Annotated in this window: 8 protein-coding genes; all 8 read left to right on the forward strand. The window is 71.6% G+C overall.

Annotated elements, in window-relative coordinates:
• Positions 1–559, forward strand: a 559-nt coding sequence (locus tag CCL05_RS07245; protein ID WP_143589824.1) for an extracellular solute-binding protein, incomplete at its 5' end; no start/stop codon positions are given.
• 43 nt (positions 560–602) lie between these two features.
• On the forward strand, positions 603–1,559 hold the full coding sequence (locus CCL05_RS07250) for a carbohydrate ABC transporter permease (RefSeq protein WP_086559650.1): 957 nt from the start codon (positions 603–605) through the stop codon (positions 1,557–1,559).
• A gap of 29 nt (positions 1,560–1,588) precedes the next feature.
• Positions 1,589–2,410: an ABC transporter permease subunit gene (locus CCL05_RS07255; protein ID WP_086559651.1), complete on the forward strand. Its 822-nt coding sequence runs from the start codon at positions 1,589–1,591 to the stop codon at positions 2,408–2,410.
• A gap of 15 nt (positions 2,411–2,425) precedes the next feature.
• Positions 2,426–4,414, forward strand: coding sequence for a glycoside hydrolase family 127 protein (locus tag CCL05_RS07260; RefSeq protein WP_086559652.1), 1,989 nt, complete (start codon positions 2,426–2,428; stop codon positions 4,412–4,414).
• Positions 4,357–8,556, forward strand: coding sequence for an Ig-like domain-containing protein (locus CCL05_RS07265; protein ID WP_086559653.1), 4,200 nt, complete (start codon positions 4,357–4,359; stop codon positions 8,554–8,556). Before CCL05_RS07260 ends, CCL05_RS07265 begins: the two co-directional genes overlap by 58 nt.
• 52 nt (positions 8,557–8,608) lie before the next feature.
• Positions 8,609–10,762, forward strand: a complete 2,154-nt coding sequence (locus CCL05_RS07270) for a glycoside hydrolase family 127 protein (protein WP_208641404.1) — start codon at positions 8,609–8,611, stop codon at positions 10,760–10,762.
• A 212-nt stretch (positions 10,763–10,974) separates the two neighbouring features.
• Positions 10,975–12,261 (forward strand): MFS transporter, encoded by a 1,287-nt coding sequence (locus tag CCL05_RS07275; RefSeq protein WP_086559654.1) that lies wholly within the window; start codon positions 10,975–10,977, stop codon positions 12,259–12,261.
• The coding region (locus CCL05_RS07280; RefSeq protein ID WP_086559655.1) for a type I polyketide synthase at positions 12,261–15,280 on the forward strand (3,020 nt) is incomplete at its 3' end. The genes CCL05_RS07275 and CCL05_RS07280, both read left to right, overlap by 1 nt.

A 15,280-nucleotide genomic window follows, 5' to 3' on the forward strand; every position in this document is an offset into this window, starting at 1 on the left:
GGTCTACGACACCTACCGCGGCTGGGTCCGGGACGACATCGTCGCCCCCGGCGCGCGCGACGAGACCGGCACGACCTGGACCGGCGTCTTCCCCAAGGGCAAGGTCGGTGTGATGCCCATGCCGTCCACCACACTGGGGCTCATGCCCAAGGACCTGGACTTCGGCGTCGCACCCATCCCCGGACCCGACGGCGGCAGGTCCACCTTCGTCGGCGGCGACGCCATCGGCATCTCCGCCACCAGCGAGTCGGCCGATCAGGCGTGGAACTTCCTCGCCTGGTCCCTGGGCGACAAGGCCCAGGTCGACGTGGTCGCCGCGCACAAGGACGTGGTGGCCCGCACCGACCTCGCCGCCAACAAGCACTCCAAGGCCGACCCGCGGCTGGTCACCATCAACGAACTCGTCGCCGACGGCCGCACCCCGTACGCCCTCAAGTTCGGCCAGACCTTCAACGACCCCAACGGGCCCTGGCTGACCCTCATGCGGAACGCCGTCTTCGGTGACGGGACGTCCGTCGCGAAGGACAACGAGGCGGTCAGCGCCTCCCTGGCCGACTGAGCACCGGCCCCGCCCCTCCCACGTCGTACGGCAGAGGAGAGCCATGCAGGTCAAGGCGCCCGACCGAACGGCCGCCGAGCCCCGAACACCACCACACCGCCCGTCCCCGGCCGCCACCCCGACCTGGTGGCGGTCCCGCACGGCCAAGGGGCTGGCCTACGCGGCCCCCACGGCCCTCTTCGTCGCCGTCTTCTTCCTGCTGCCCCTGCTGCTCGTCGGGCAGATGTCGCTCAGCGACTGGCCGCTGCTGGCGGGAGACCGCGGCCTCAACGCCCCCGAGAACTACACCGACATCACCGGCAGCACCCTGTTCTGGCCCGCGATCCGCTTCACCCTGCTCTACACCCTGATCGTCACGGCCGTACTCCTCGCGCTGGCGCTCGGCCTCGCCCTGCTCGTGCAGGAGTCCCGCCCCGGAGCCGGCTTCTTCCGCACCGTCTACTTCCTGCCCAGCGCCCTCGGACTGGCCTCCGCCTCCCTGCTGTTCTGGGGCCTGTACAGCCCCACCACCGGCCCCCTCAGCCGCCTGCTGGAGTGGCTCGGCCTGGTCGACGACCCGGTGTCCTTCCTCGGCAGCCCGACCTCGGCCCTGCTGTCGACGGTCTTCCTCATCGTCTGGAAGTTCGCCGGTTTCTACATGCTGATCCTGCTCGTCGGCCTCCAGCGCATCCCGCACGAGGTGTACGAGGCGGCCCGGATGGACGGCGCGAGCCGCGGCCAGATCTTCCGCTCGATCACCCTGCCGCTGCTGCGGCCCTCCCTCGCCCTGTGCCTGCTGCTGTGCGTGACCGGCTCCCTGCTCGCCTTCGACCAGTTCTTCATCCTCACCAAGGGCGGACCGGACAACAGCACAGTCACCGTCGTCCAGTTGATCTACCGGGAGGCCTTCCAGCGGCTGGACCTCGGCACCGCGGCCGCCCTGTCGATCGTCGTCCTGGCCGTGCTGCTCCTGCTGAACGCCCTGCAGTTCCGCGGCCTGCGCCACGCCGACGACTCATGACCCCCGCCGCACGCAGAAGGGACACCACGGTGCTCACCCGCGCCCTCGGCCGCACGCCCCACTACGTCGTCGCCGCGAGCCTCGCCGTCATCTTCCTCTTCCCCCTGCTGTGGAACGCCTGGGCGTCGGTCAGCGGCCAGCCCGGCACCGCCCAGCAGTCCGGCTACGGCCTCGGCAACTACCGGACCCTGCTCGACTACGACGCGGGCCTGTGGCGGTACCTCCTCAACAGCACCGTCGTCTCGGCACTGACCGTCGCCCTGACCCTGGGGGTGTCCCTGCTCGGCGGCTACGCCTTCGCCCGCTTCGACTTCCCCGGCCGGAACCTGCTGTTCCTGCTGACCCTGGCCATCCTCATGGTCCCCTACGCCACGCTCCTCATCCCCCTCTACGTCCTGCTGGGCAGGCTCCACCTGGAGAACTCACTGATCGGGCTGAGTCTGGTCCTCGCCATGTTCCAACTGCCGTTCGCCACCTTCATGATGCGGATCTCCTTCGAGGCGGTGCCCCGCGAGCTGGAGGAGTCGGCACTGGTCGACGGCTGCGGTACCGCGGGCGCGTTGCGCCGGGTCCTGCTCCCTGCGGTGCGGCCGGGACTCATCACGGTGGGCCTGTTCGCGTTCCTCGCCGCCTGGAACGACTTCATCGCACCGCTGATCCTCATCTCCGACAGCGAGAAGGCACCGCTGCCCCTGGCCGTGGCGAACCTGCGGCAGCAGAGCATGGGCGCCGTCGACTACGGCGCGACCGAGGCGGGCGTGGTGGTCCTCGCGGTGCCCTGCCTGCTGCTGTTCCTGCTGCTGCAACGGCACTACATCAGGGGCTTCATGTCCGGCGCGCTCAAGGGCTGAAGCGGGGAATCCACCATGACCGAAGGGACGTACCGAAGGCATGAACCGGTGAAGGGGAACACGGCACAGTCGCCCGTCCTGCCGGCGGCGCCGACCCGCGGCCGGCTGCGCCCGCTCGGCCTGGACGAGGTCAGGATCACGGGGGGTTTCTGGGCCCGGCGCCGCCACACCAACGCTTCCGCGACGCTCGGGCACTGCCGGGACTGGATGGAACGCGAGGGCTGGACCGGCAACTTCCTGGCCGCCGCCGAGGGCAGGATCCACCGGGACCGGCGCGGGCGGGAGTTCGCCGACTCCGAGATCTACAAGCTGCTCGAAGCCATGGCGTGGGAGGGCGCCGCGTACGACGGGGAGATCGCCGCGCTCACCGATGTGATCGCCCCGGCCCAGGACCCGGACGGCTATCTGAACACCGCCTTCGGCCGCCCCGGACAGCAGCCCCGCTACAGCGACCTCGAATGGGGCCACGAACTCTACTGTCATGGGCACCTCATCCAGGCGGGGGTCGCCCAGGCCCGCGCCCGCGGCGAGGGCGAGTTGACGAAGATCGCCCGCCGGGCCGCCGACCACGTCTGCGCCGCCTTCGGCCCGGGCGGGAACCCGGGCATCTGCGGACACCCGGAGATCGAGACGGCCCTCGTCGAACTCGCCCGGCTGACAGGGGAGCAGCGCTACCTCGACCAGGCCGCCCTGTTCCTCGACCGGCGCGGCCACGGCACCCTCGCCGACATCGAGTTCGGCCGCGCCTACTACCAGGACGACATGCCCGTCCGCAGGGCCGGCGTCCTGCGCGGCCACGCCGTGCGCTCCCTCTACCTCGCGGCCGGCGCCGTCGACGTGGCCGTGGAGACCGGTGACGACGCCCTGCTCGCCGCCGTCGTACGGCAGTGGGAGGCCACGGTCGCCCGGCGCACCTATCTGACCGGCGGCATGGGCTCGCACCACCGCGACGAGTCCTTCGGCGACGACTTCGTCCTACCGCCGGACCGTGCTTACTCGGAGACCTGCGCCGGCGTCGCCTCCGTGCTGCTCGCCTGGCGGCTGCTGCTCGCCACCGGCGAACCGCGCTTCGCGGACCTGGCCGAGCGGACCCTGTTCAACGTGATCGCCACGTCCCCGTCCGACGACGGCCGGGCCTTCTTCTACGCCAACACCCTGCACCGCCGAAACCGGGGCACCATGCCCCCGGCGGACCGCGTCAGCCCGCGCGCCGACTCGGGCCTGCGCGCCCCCTGGTTCGCCGTGTCGTGCTGCCCGACCAACGTGGCGCGCACCCTCGCCCAGCTCCCCGCATACCTGGCGACCGCGGACGACAGTGGCGTGCAGCTGCACCAGTACGCCGACGCGGAGCTCGCCACCACCCTGGCCGACGGGCAGGGCGTGGCGCTGCGGGTCCGTACCGACTACCCGTCCGGCGGGAGAGTCGCCGTACGGATCAGCCGCTCCCCGGCTCGCCCCTGGACCCTGTCCCTGCGGGTCCCCGCGTGGACGGCGGGCGCGACCGTCTGGCTGGTCGACCCGGACGGGCGACGCCGTACGGCCGCCCCGGGCACGGCGCGGCTCACCCGGGTCTTCCGGCCCGGCGACGAGATACGCCTCGAACTGCCCGTCGCCCCGCGCTGGACCGGGTCCGACCCGCGCGTCGACGCGATCCGCGGCACCGTGGCCGTCGAGCGTGGCCCCCTCGTCTACTGCGCCGAGTCCGCCGACCTGCCGGACGGACACGACGTCGACGCACTCCGCGTGGACCCGTCCGCCGCACCGGAGGACGGCCCGGACGGCACGGTCGTCGCCCCCGGCGAACTCGCCGCACCCGCCGGCCCGCACGACAGCGCCTGGCCGTACCACCCGCTCGACCGGGCCACCCCACCTGCGGCCGACCGCACGGGGATCACCCTCGTCCCCTACCACTCCTGGGCGAACCGCGGCCCCTCGACCATGCGCGTGTGGCTGCCGGCCACCCAGTCCCCGACCACGCCCCCGACGACGCCCACCCGGAGGTAGTCGTGCCCGCACCGCGAAGACGGCAGCGCCGCGGCGCCCTGGCCGCAGCGCTGACCCTGGGCCTGCTGGCGCCGCTCGCCGCGACCGCCCCGGCCGCGGCGGACAACTCGGCGATCGGCTACCCGGTCTACTCCGGCACGGACGACCCCGTGCCCGCCCTCCCGGCCGGCTTCACCGTCCACCGCACCCTGCGCGCCCAGCACGAGGCCGACCGGAAAGCGGGGAACGGCACCGACTTCTGGATGGACCGGATGCTGGCCCGCAAGGGCGAGGACCCGGCAGGCGACTGGCTGTTCACCCGGGGACGGGCCGTGTTCATGAAGGAACACGACCCCGCGAAACTCGGCTTCGCCGGCAAGGTCGCCTACTGGGAGAGCATCGACAACCGCTCCGCGTACACGCTCACCCTGAATGCCGACGGCGAGAACCTCACCCTCCGGGAGAACACCGGCGCCCGCACCCAGACGCCCAGCTACTGGCGCAGCGAGTTCACGCACGAGGCGACCGGCCTGAAGGTGACGCAGACCAAGTTCATCACCGAGGCCAACGTCGCCGTCACGAACCTGGCCCTCACCAACACGGGTTCGCAGCCCCGCGAGGTCCGGCTGCGCGCCACGTCCCCGTACGCGACGACCGCCGAGGGCCGGGAGCTCACCGGCGCGGTGCCCGCGAAGAACGACCTCACGACCGTCTTCCCCCGCCTCAGCGGTGACGGCTTCATCCCCGAGGACGAGTCCCTGACACGCACGCTGACCCTGCCGGCAGGCCGGACCCTCACCACCAAGGTCCAACTCGGTTTCGTCACCGAGGAGATCACCGATTCCCGGCCCGAGTACGACACGGTGCGCACCGCCGCCCCGGCCACGGCCTTCCGCCGGCACGTGCAGACGTACAACCGCTGGTGGGCCGAGAACCTGCCGTACCTCGACCTCCCCGACGACAACATCGAGAAGACGCTGTACTACCGCTGGTGGCTGCTGCGCTACAACTACCTCGACGCCGACATCCCGGGCAACGACTACCAGTTCCCCACCTCCATGGAAGGTGTGCTCGGCTACAACAACGCGATCGCCCTGACGGTCGGCATGTTCGTCGACGACCTCAAGTACCTGCGCGACCCGGCCTACTCCTACGGCCCCTGGGTCTCCGCCGGGGAGGTCTCGAAGAACGGCAAGTACACCGACAACCCCGGCGACCCGGAGAACTGGTCGAACAGCTACACCCAGTACCTCTCCGAGGCGGCCTGGCGCTCCTACCAGGTGCACGGCGGCCCCGACGGCATCGTCCGCAACCTCGCGCGGTACGCCGAGAAGGACGTCAAGGGCCAGCTGGACAGCTACGACCACGACGGCAACGGCCTCATCGAGTACGACTGGGGCGCCATGACCGGCAACGACGCCGACGCGGTGTCGTTCCACTGGAAGCCCGGGAACCTGGACCGCGCCGAATCCGCGTACGTCTACAGCAACGCGACGGCGGCAGCCCATGCGTACGACCTCCTCGGCGAGAAGGCGAAGGCCGACGAGATGCGCGCGACGGCGAACCGCGTGCGCAAAGCCGTCCTCGAACACCTCTGGGACCCGAAGGACAAGCTGCTCAAGCACCGGCACGTCGACAGCGACACCCTGGTGCCCTGGAAGGAGATCAACAACTACTACCCGTACAGCGTGGGCCTGATGCCCACCCCGGACGAGGACCCGCAGTACCTCGAAGCGCTGCGCCTGTGGGCGGACGCGAAGCAGTACCCCGTCTTCCCGTTCTTCACCGCCAACCAGGCGGACAAGGCGGAGGCTGCGGAGCAGGGCCACCCGGGGAGCAACAACTTCTCCGTCATCAACTCCACCGTCACCTTCCGCTTCCTGTCCTCGGTGCTGCGGAAGTACCCGAACAAGTACATCGACCGCACCTGGTACAAGAAACTGCTGTCCTGGAACGCCTGGGCCCACTACATCGACGGCGACAACCGGTGGCCCGACCAGAACGAGTTCTGGTCCGACGGCAGCGCCGACCCACAGAAGATCGGCTACCGCTCCTGGATCCACCACACCGTCCTCGGCACCACCAACTGGACGGTCATCGAGGACGCGATGGGCTTCCGGCCGCGCACCGACCGGAAGATCGAGCTGTGGCCGATCGACGTCGACTGGCCGCACTTCGCCGTCACCGACATCAACTACCGCGGCACCGACGTGGCCGTCCTGTGGGACGAACCGGGCGACGGGAAGCGGCCGTACGGCCGCCAGGTCCCCGAGGGCTACTCGGTCTACCTGGACGGGAAGCTCGCCCTCACCGCCGACCGCCTCGCCCACCTCGTCTACGACCCCGCCACCCGCGAGGTCACCTTCCCCGACGGGGGAGGAGCCAAGGCGAGGACCACCGGCCTGCGCACGGCCGTCGCGAACCCGCAGGACGTCACCTACGCCAAGAAGGACCGCGTCACCGACCTGTTCGCCAAGGCCGGCCGCGACCTCACCGGCAGGGCCGGGGACAACCTCGCCGCCGGTGCCGCCGTCCGCGCCTCCCACGAGGCCGACGGCCACGGCGTGGCCGGTGCCGTCGACGGCTTCACCGTCAACGAGCCCTACTGGGGCGCCCGTGGCTCCGGCAACGCCGAGGACTGGTACGAGCTCGACTTCGGCCGCCCCCGCACGGTCGACGACGTCCGGCTCCACTTCTTCAGCGACAAACGGCCCGGCGGATACGCCGAACCGGCCCTCTACACCGTGCAGTTCCAGAACGCCGGCGGCCAGTGGCAGGACGTGACCGGCCCCGCCAAGTCACCGCCGTATCCGCGCGCCAACCTCAACCAGGTGCGCTTCGAGGAAGTGACCACGGCCAAGCTGCGGGTGCTGCTGCGCCACCGCGACGGCCACACCAGCGGCCTGAAGGAGATCCAGGCCTACGACACCGGCACGCGCCCGCCGGCGGCCCGCGACCGGCCTCCCTACGTCGAGGCCTGGCGGGACACGACGTACACCCGCCCGGGCCAGGTGAGGCTCACCGGCATCGTCGAGGACGACGGACTGCCGCGGCGCACCCTGTCCGCCTCCTGGAAAGCGACCGACGGCCCGGACGGCGCCGCCGTCATCTTCGACGACCCGCGTGCCCCGACCACGGTCGCCCGCTTCACCGAGGCAGGCACGTACACCCTCGAACTCACCGCCGACGACGGCGCGTCGACCTCGTCGAAGCGGGTCGTGGTGAAGGCCGGCAAACCCGGCGACGGCCAGGTGAACCTGGCACCGTCCGCCACCCCCACCGCGTCCTACACCTCCGGCTGGGAGTCGGTGAACGCGATCAACGACGGCCGTGAACCCGCCTCGTCCTCCGACGCCCCACGCTGGGGCAGCTGGCCGCAGAAGGACACCCAGTGGGTCCAGTACACCTGGGACGAACCGGTCCGGGTGGCAGGCTCCGACCTGTACTTCTTCCGCGACGCGCAGCCAGGCGCGGCCGACGGCGTGGGCGTGCCCCAGTCCTGGGTCATCGAGTACCGCGACGGCGACACCTGGCGCGAGGTCCCCGGCCCCAGCGGCTACGGCACCGCCGAGGACCGCTACAACCGGACCACCTTCACCCCCGTCACCACGACCGCGCTGCGGGCGAAGCTCACCGGCCATGCGAACCTCGCCCTCGGCGTCCAGGAGTGGAAGGTCTACGCCGAGACACCGGAGGCGGTACGCGCGACCCACGTCCCCACCCTGCGCGGCACCGTCCCCGACCTGCCCCGGCAGGTGACGCTGGTGTACGCCGACGGTTCCACGGCGCGCTCACCCGTGGCCTGGCCCGCCCTGACCGAGGACCAGGTCGCCGAGGGCGGCACCAGCGTGACGATCACCGGCCTCGCCGACCGCACGGCGCAGCCGGTCACCGCCACCGTGTGGGTACGGCACACCGACGCGGTGGAGATCACCGGCCTCGCCGAGGAGCGCGTCACCACCCGCCCGGGCACGCCCCCCGCGCTCCCCGCGACGGTGGTCGCCACCTACAACGACGGCTCCAAGGACAGCCGGATCAAGGTGACCTGGGACCCGGTGGACCCGGACCAGTACGCCGGGCCCGGAACCTTCGAGATCGAGGGAACCGTAACGGACACCTCGCTTCGCGCCACCGCCACGATCACCGTGGCACCCCCCGCATGACCGATGGGCCCCTCTCCCGCCCGCCGACGACCCACGACGATCGGAGTGCGCCATGTCCCAGCCACCCACCCGGCGCCGCGTGCTGAGCCTGACCGTAGGCGCCGCGGCCGGCCCGCTCATGGCCTCCGGGCCACTGGCCCAAGCAGCCCACGCCGCCCCGGCCGCCTCCACGGCGAAGGCCGCGGGAGCGCTGCCCGCCCCGCCCGCCTGGTCGGTGCGGCCCTTCGCCCTGCACGAGGTCACCCTCGGCGGAGGGGTCTTCCGCGCCAAGCGCGATCTGATGCTCGACTACGCCCGGTCGTACCCGGCCGACCGCATCCTCGCGGTCTTCCGCGCCAACGCCGGACTCGACACACGCGGCGCACGGCCGCCGGGCGGCTGGGAGACGGCCGACGGCAACCTGCGCGGCCACTACGGCGGCCACTTCCTCACCCTCGTCTCCCAGGCCTACGCCGACACACGCGAGGCCGCGCTCAAGTCCAAGCTCGACTACCTGGTCACGGCCCTGGGCGAATGCCAGCAGGCGCTGGCCGACCACGGCTCCCCGAAGCCCAGCCATCCGGGCTACCTGGCGGCCTACCCGGAGACCCAGTTCATCCTCCTGGAGAGCTACACGACGTACCCCACCATCTGGGCGCCGTACTACACCTGCCACAAGATCATGCGCGGCCTGCTGGACGCCCACACCCTGGCCGGCAACGCACAGGCGCTGACCATCGCCGCGAAGATGGGCGACTGGGTGCACAGCCGGCTGGGCCACCTCCCCGCAGCCCAACTGGAACGCATGTGGTCGATCTACATCGCCGGTGAGTACGGCGGCATGAACGAGGTCATGACGGACCTGTACGCCCTCACCGGCCGGGAGGAACACCTCGCCGCCGCCCGCTGCTTCGACAACACCGCGCTGCTGAAGGCCTGCGCCGAGGACCGCGACATCCTGGAGGGCAGACACGCCAACCAGCACATCCCGCAGTTCACCGGTTACCTCCGCCTGTTCGACCACACGGGGGAGGAGCGGTACGCCGCCGCGGCCCGCAACTTCTGGGGCATGGTCGCTGGCCCCCGCACGTACGCCCTGGGCGGTACCGGGCAGGGCGAGATGTTCCGCGCCCGCGGGGCCATCGCGGCCACCCTCGACGACAAGAACGCCGAGACCTGCGCGACGTACAACATGCTCAAGCTGAGCCGGCAGCTCTTCTTCCACGACCCCGACCCCGCCTACATGGACTACTACGAGCGGTGCCTGACCAACCACATCCTCGCCTCCCGCCGCGACGGCACCGGCACCGACAGCCCCGAGGTCACCTACTTCGTCGGCATGGGCCCGGGCGTACGCCGCGAGTTCGGCAACACCGGCACCTGCTGCGGCGGCACCGGCATGGAGAACCACACCAAGTACCAGGACTCGGTCTACTTCCGCTCCGCCGACGGCAACGCCCTGTACGTCAACCTCTACCTGGCGTCCACCCTGCGCTGGCCGGAACGCGGCCTCGTCATCGAGCAGACGAGCGACTACCCGGCCGAGGGCATCCGCACCCTGACGTTCCGCGAGGGCGGCGGCCGGCTCGCCCTGAAACTCCGCATCCCGTCCTGGGCCACGGCAGGCGTCACGGTCACGGTCAACGGAGCCCCGCACCGGGCCGACGCCGAACCCGGCACCTACCTCACCCTGACCAGGAACTGGCGCCGAGGCGACCGCGTCCGCATCTCGACGCCCTACCGCCTGCGCATCGAACGCGCCCTGGACGACCCGGCCGTCCAGTCGCTGTTCTACGGCCCGCTCCTGCTGACCGCCCAGAGCCCCGAGACGCAGTTCCGCACCTTCTCCTTCTACAAGGACTTCACCCTCCGAGGCGACCTGGCCGACGCGGTCAAACCGACGGCCCGCCCCCTGCACTTCACCACGCACAACCTGACCCTCGCCCCCTTCCACATCGGCGACGACGCCCCCTACCACGCCTACTTCACCCGCTCCGAACCCGTGATCGTGTTCGGCACCTCGGACTCGGGCGTGCCGAACAACGCCCGCGCCGACGGCCGGACCTTCCTCGACGTCCTGTGGCAGCAAGCCCCCTTCCCCACCTCCGCGCACTTCGTCCGCGCCGTACGCACCCTCGCGGGCCGCTGGCTGGCCGAGAGCCTGTTCACCCGCGCCGAACACGACGCCGTCATCGCGGCGGCGAACCGGGCGGATTTGCGACGCTGACCGCCGGACAACGGGCCGGGTCCGCTCCCGAGCGCTCCGAAATCGCCAAATCCGGACTGAAAGTCGTCTAGACCACTCGTGGAGTCTTGAACGGGCCTGTCCGGGTCTGCTTGGGTTGCGGACCAATGGCCTCCGGCCGGCGGCGTCTTGGGGGGCAAGGAGATTCCGGTCGTACTCCCGTCACACCCTTCATGCAGACCAGGGGAAGGTGCATGAGGTACTTCCGTCTGCTCGTCCTGGGCAACGGCATCTCGGCGTACGGCAGTTACCTGAACATGGTGGCGCTGAACGTCTTCGTCTACGACGCCACCGGCAGCGCGCTGGCCGCCGGCCTCTTCATGGCCGTACGGCTGGCGACCAGTGTGGTGTCGGGCTGGGTGAGCGGGCGGCTCGTCTCGGTCCACGACCGCAAGCGCCTGATGGTCGGCGCCGACCTGTGCCAGGCCGTCGCCCTGCTGTCGCTGCTGCTCGCCCCCGAGGGCACCCGCCCCGGGCTGCTGTACGTCCTGGCCGTGGTCACGGGCGGTTGCTCGACGCTCTCCCAGGTGGCCCTGCGCAGCAGCATCCCCGAGATCGTCGGCGCCGAGCACCGGGTCCGGGCCAACGGGCTGCTGGTGACCGGGCGTTCGCTCGCCATGATCGCCGGGTTCGCCTCCTCGGGCGTGGTGGTCGCGCAACTCGGCTACTCCGCCGCTTTCGCGCTGGACGCCTCGACCTTCCTGGTCTCCGCGACCGTGCTGTCCCTGCTTCCCGTCCGCACCAGGGCGGCCGGTGACACGGCGGACGGGGGCTCCGGCCCCGCGAAGGGCTCCGGCTCCGCGCGGGACTCCGGCACCGCGCGCCGGACGGCCCGGATCCTGCTGGGCACGGCGCCGCTGCTGATGGCGATGATCGCCATCCGGGCGGTCGACGGGCTGGGCTCCTCCTCGCACAACGTCGCCCTCCCCATCTACTCCAGCGGCCTGGACCCCGATCATCCGGCCACGTTCATCAGCCAGTTCTGGGCCACCTGGGCCATCGGCAACATCGTCGCCCAGCAGGTGATCGGCCGGGTCACCAAGAAGACCGGGCGGACACCGGGGGAGCGGGCGTTCGCGCTCGGCGCCTGTGTGATGTCGGCCGGGTTCATCGTGGTCTTCTGCGGACTGCCGACCGTGCCCGCCGTCATCGCGGCGCTCGTCGCCGGAGCCGCCGACGGATTCACCGAGATCGTCTACGTGTCGAGGCTCCAGACCGCCCCCGACGACCAGCGCGGCCGCCTCTTCGGGCTCAGCGCCTCGGCCGAGAACGCCGGCTTCGGCCTGGGCATGCTCGTCAGCGGCGCCCTCCTGGAGACCTTCTCGCCGCTGACGGTGGTGGCCGCCTTCCACGGACTCGCGATCGCCCTGTGCGCGGCGCTGCTCCTGTGGCTGGTCGGCCGGGGCAGAACGACACCCGCCCCGCCCGCGGAACAACCCGCAGGCCGGGACAGACCGACCATGACGGAGGACCGCGGCTGATGAACACCAGCGATCCGGACCCCAGGATGGCCGTCATCGGCATGGCCTTCCGCCTGCCCGGCGCCGACACACCCGAGGACTTCTGGCGGATCATCCGGGACGGCACCGACTGCATCACCCGCTTCACCGGCGAGGAGCTCGCCGCCGCCGGTGTCCCCGCCGAGGAGTACGAGGCGGAGGACTTCGTCGGCGCCTCCGGGCTGCTGGACGACATCGCGGGCTTTGACGCCCAGCACTTCGCGATGAGCTCCGGCGAGGCCCGGCTCACCGACCCGCAGCAACGGATCTTCCTGGAGTGCGCCCAGCACGCCATGGAGAACGCCGGCTACCCGGACGAACGCGGCGGCACCCGCGTCGGCGTCTACGCGAGCACCGGATACCACCTCTACACCTTCCAGAACTACCTGCTCAACAACGTCCTGCCCAGCCGTCCCGCGTCCGACTGGGTACAGGGCATGCAGATGACCGTCGGCAACTACGCCGACTTCGCCGCCACCCGCGTCGCCTACCGGCTGGGCCTGACCGGCCCCGCCGTCAACCTCCAGACAGGCTGCTCCAGTTCCCTGGTCGGCGTGCTGACCGCCGCCCAGTCGCTGCTCATGGGCGACTGCGACATCGCCCTCGTCGGCGCCTCCGCCGTCCACGTGCCGCAGGTCCTGGGCTACCGCTACGTCAAGGGCTCGATCCTGTCCAGGTCCGGCCGGCTGCGGGCCTTCGACGCCGGCGCCGACGGCACCGTGGGAGGCACCGGCGTCCTGGCCGTCGTCCTGAAGCGGCTGGCCCGGGCGGTGGCGGACGGCGACACGATCCACGGCGTCATCCGCGGCTGGGGCATCGGCAATGACGGCGCGGGCAAGTCGGCCTTCACCGCGCCGAGCGCCCGGGGCCAGCACGCCGCCATCCGCCAGGCCCTGCGACGCGCCGACGTCGGCGCGGACACCATCGGCTATCTGGAGACGCACGGCACCGGCACGCTCAAGGGCGACCCGATCGAGTTCGAAGGCGCGGCCGGCGCCTACCGCGAGGACACCGACCGCGATGGATACTGCGCCCTCGGCTCGGTCAAGGCCAACATCGGCCACCTCGACGCCGCCTCCGGGCTCGCCGGCCTCGTCAAGACCCTGCTGGTCCTGCGACACGGTGTGATCCCGCCGATGGCGAACTTCAGCGAGCCCAACCCTCTCATCGATCTCGACCACAGCCCCTTCTCCATCCCCCGGACCGCCCGGCCCTGGCCGGAGAGCGAGATGCCCCGCCGCGCGGGCCTGACCTCACTCGGCGTCGGCGGCACCAACGTCCACCTGATCCTGGAACAGGCCCCGCAGCCCGCGCCCAGGACCGGCTCGGCCGCGCCTCCCGACGTGCTGCTCGTCTCCGGAAGCAGCCCTCAGGCCCTCGCGGACAACGCCCGGGCCTTCCGCGACCGATTACGTCAGCCACCCGCACCGCACCTGTCGGACCTGGTCACCACCGCCGCCCTCGGCCGCGCCCACGGCCGCCACCGCCTCGCGGCCCGCGGCTCCACCCCGGCCGCCCTCGCCGACGCCCTCGACACCTGGCTCGCCGGAACCACCGCTGCGGCGGTGACCACGGGGTCGGCGCCCGGGGAGGGCGCCCGCGTGGCGTTCCAGTTCACCGGCCAGGGCAGCCACCACCCCGGCATGGCCGCCGCCCTCTACGCGCGTTTCCCCGCCGCACGCGACGTGCTCGACACCTGCGAACGGCACTACCGCGACCTCACCGGCGACTCCCTGCTCGCGGCACTGTGCGGCGAGGACTCGGGGCAGTCGACACTCTCAGGCACGGACACCGCGCAGCCCGCGCTGTTCGCCCTGCAATGCGCCCTCGTCCGGCTGTGGCGCGACTGCGGGGTCGCACCCCACGCCGTGACCGGGCACAGCGTCGGCGAGTACGCCGCCCTGCACGCGGCCGGAGCCCTGTCACTCCCGGACGGTCTGCGTCTGACCACCGAACGCGGACGGCTGATGCGGCAGCGCTGCGCGCCGGGCGCCATGGTGGCCGTGCCGCTCGACCGGGCGAGCGCCCTCGCCCTGGCCGCGGAGGTCCCCGGACTGGAGGCGGCCGTGACCAACGGGGACCGTGCCCAGGTCCTCGCCGGCCCCGTGGCGGCCGTCGACCGGGCGTGCGCCCTGCTGGACGACCGCGGCACACCGGGGCAGCGGCTGCCGGTGACCCGCGCCTTCCACACCGCCTCGATGGAACCGATGCTGGAGGAGTTCGGCAAGGTCCTCGCCGATGTGGCCGTCCGGCCCGTTCGGATCCCGTTCGTCAGCGCCCTGGACGGTGTGACCCGCCCGCCCGGCTGGATTCCCGGCCCGGACCACTTCCTCCGGCACACCCGCGAACCCGTCCGCTTCGACGAGGCGTTGCGCGGCATCGGCGCCGGACAGCCCGACGTCCTGCTGGAGATCGGGCCGCACACCACCCTCAGCGGTCTGGCGCGCCGTGCGCTGCCCGGCGTACGGGCACTGCCGTCCCTGCGTCGCGGCACCGGGCTCGGCGCCCTCTGGGGTGCGGCAGCGGGGCTGCACTGCGCGGGAGCGGACATCGCCTGGGAGACGCTCCTGGCCGGCAGCGGCGGCCGACGCGTCCCGCTGCCCGGCTACCGATTCCAGCACCAGGACTACTGGACGGGGCCGGAACCGACGGCCCTCAGCACCGGAACACCAGCGAGCAAGGGAGCCGAAGTGGTTCAGCAAGAGGCAGCGGTCGCACGGGTACTGCACAGCATCGTCGAAACGACCGCCCGCCACCTCGGCGAGGATCCGTCGGTGATCGTCGGCGACGCGAACTTCTTCGACCTCGGCGCCGACTCGCTGCAGATGATCAGCGTGCTGCGGGAGCTGGAACAGGAGCACCAGGTCAAGGTGACCATGCGGCAGTTGCTGGAGGAGACGGGGACGCCGCGGCGGCTCGCGGAGTTCATCGTGGCCCGCATGCCGGATGCCGGGACGGGCGCGGCGGAGGGGGCGGGGGAGCGGCCCGGGACGCCGGAGAC

Source organism: Streptomyces africanus (assembly GCF_002150735.1).
GTDB classification, from domain to species: Bacteria; Actinomycetota; Actinomycetes; order Streptomycetales; family Streptomycetaceae; genus Streptomyces; species Streptomyces africanus.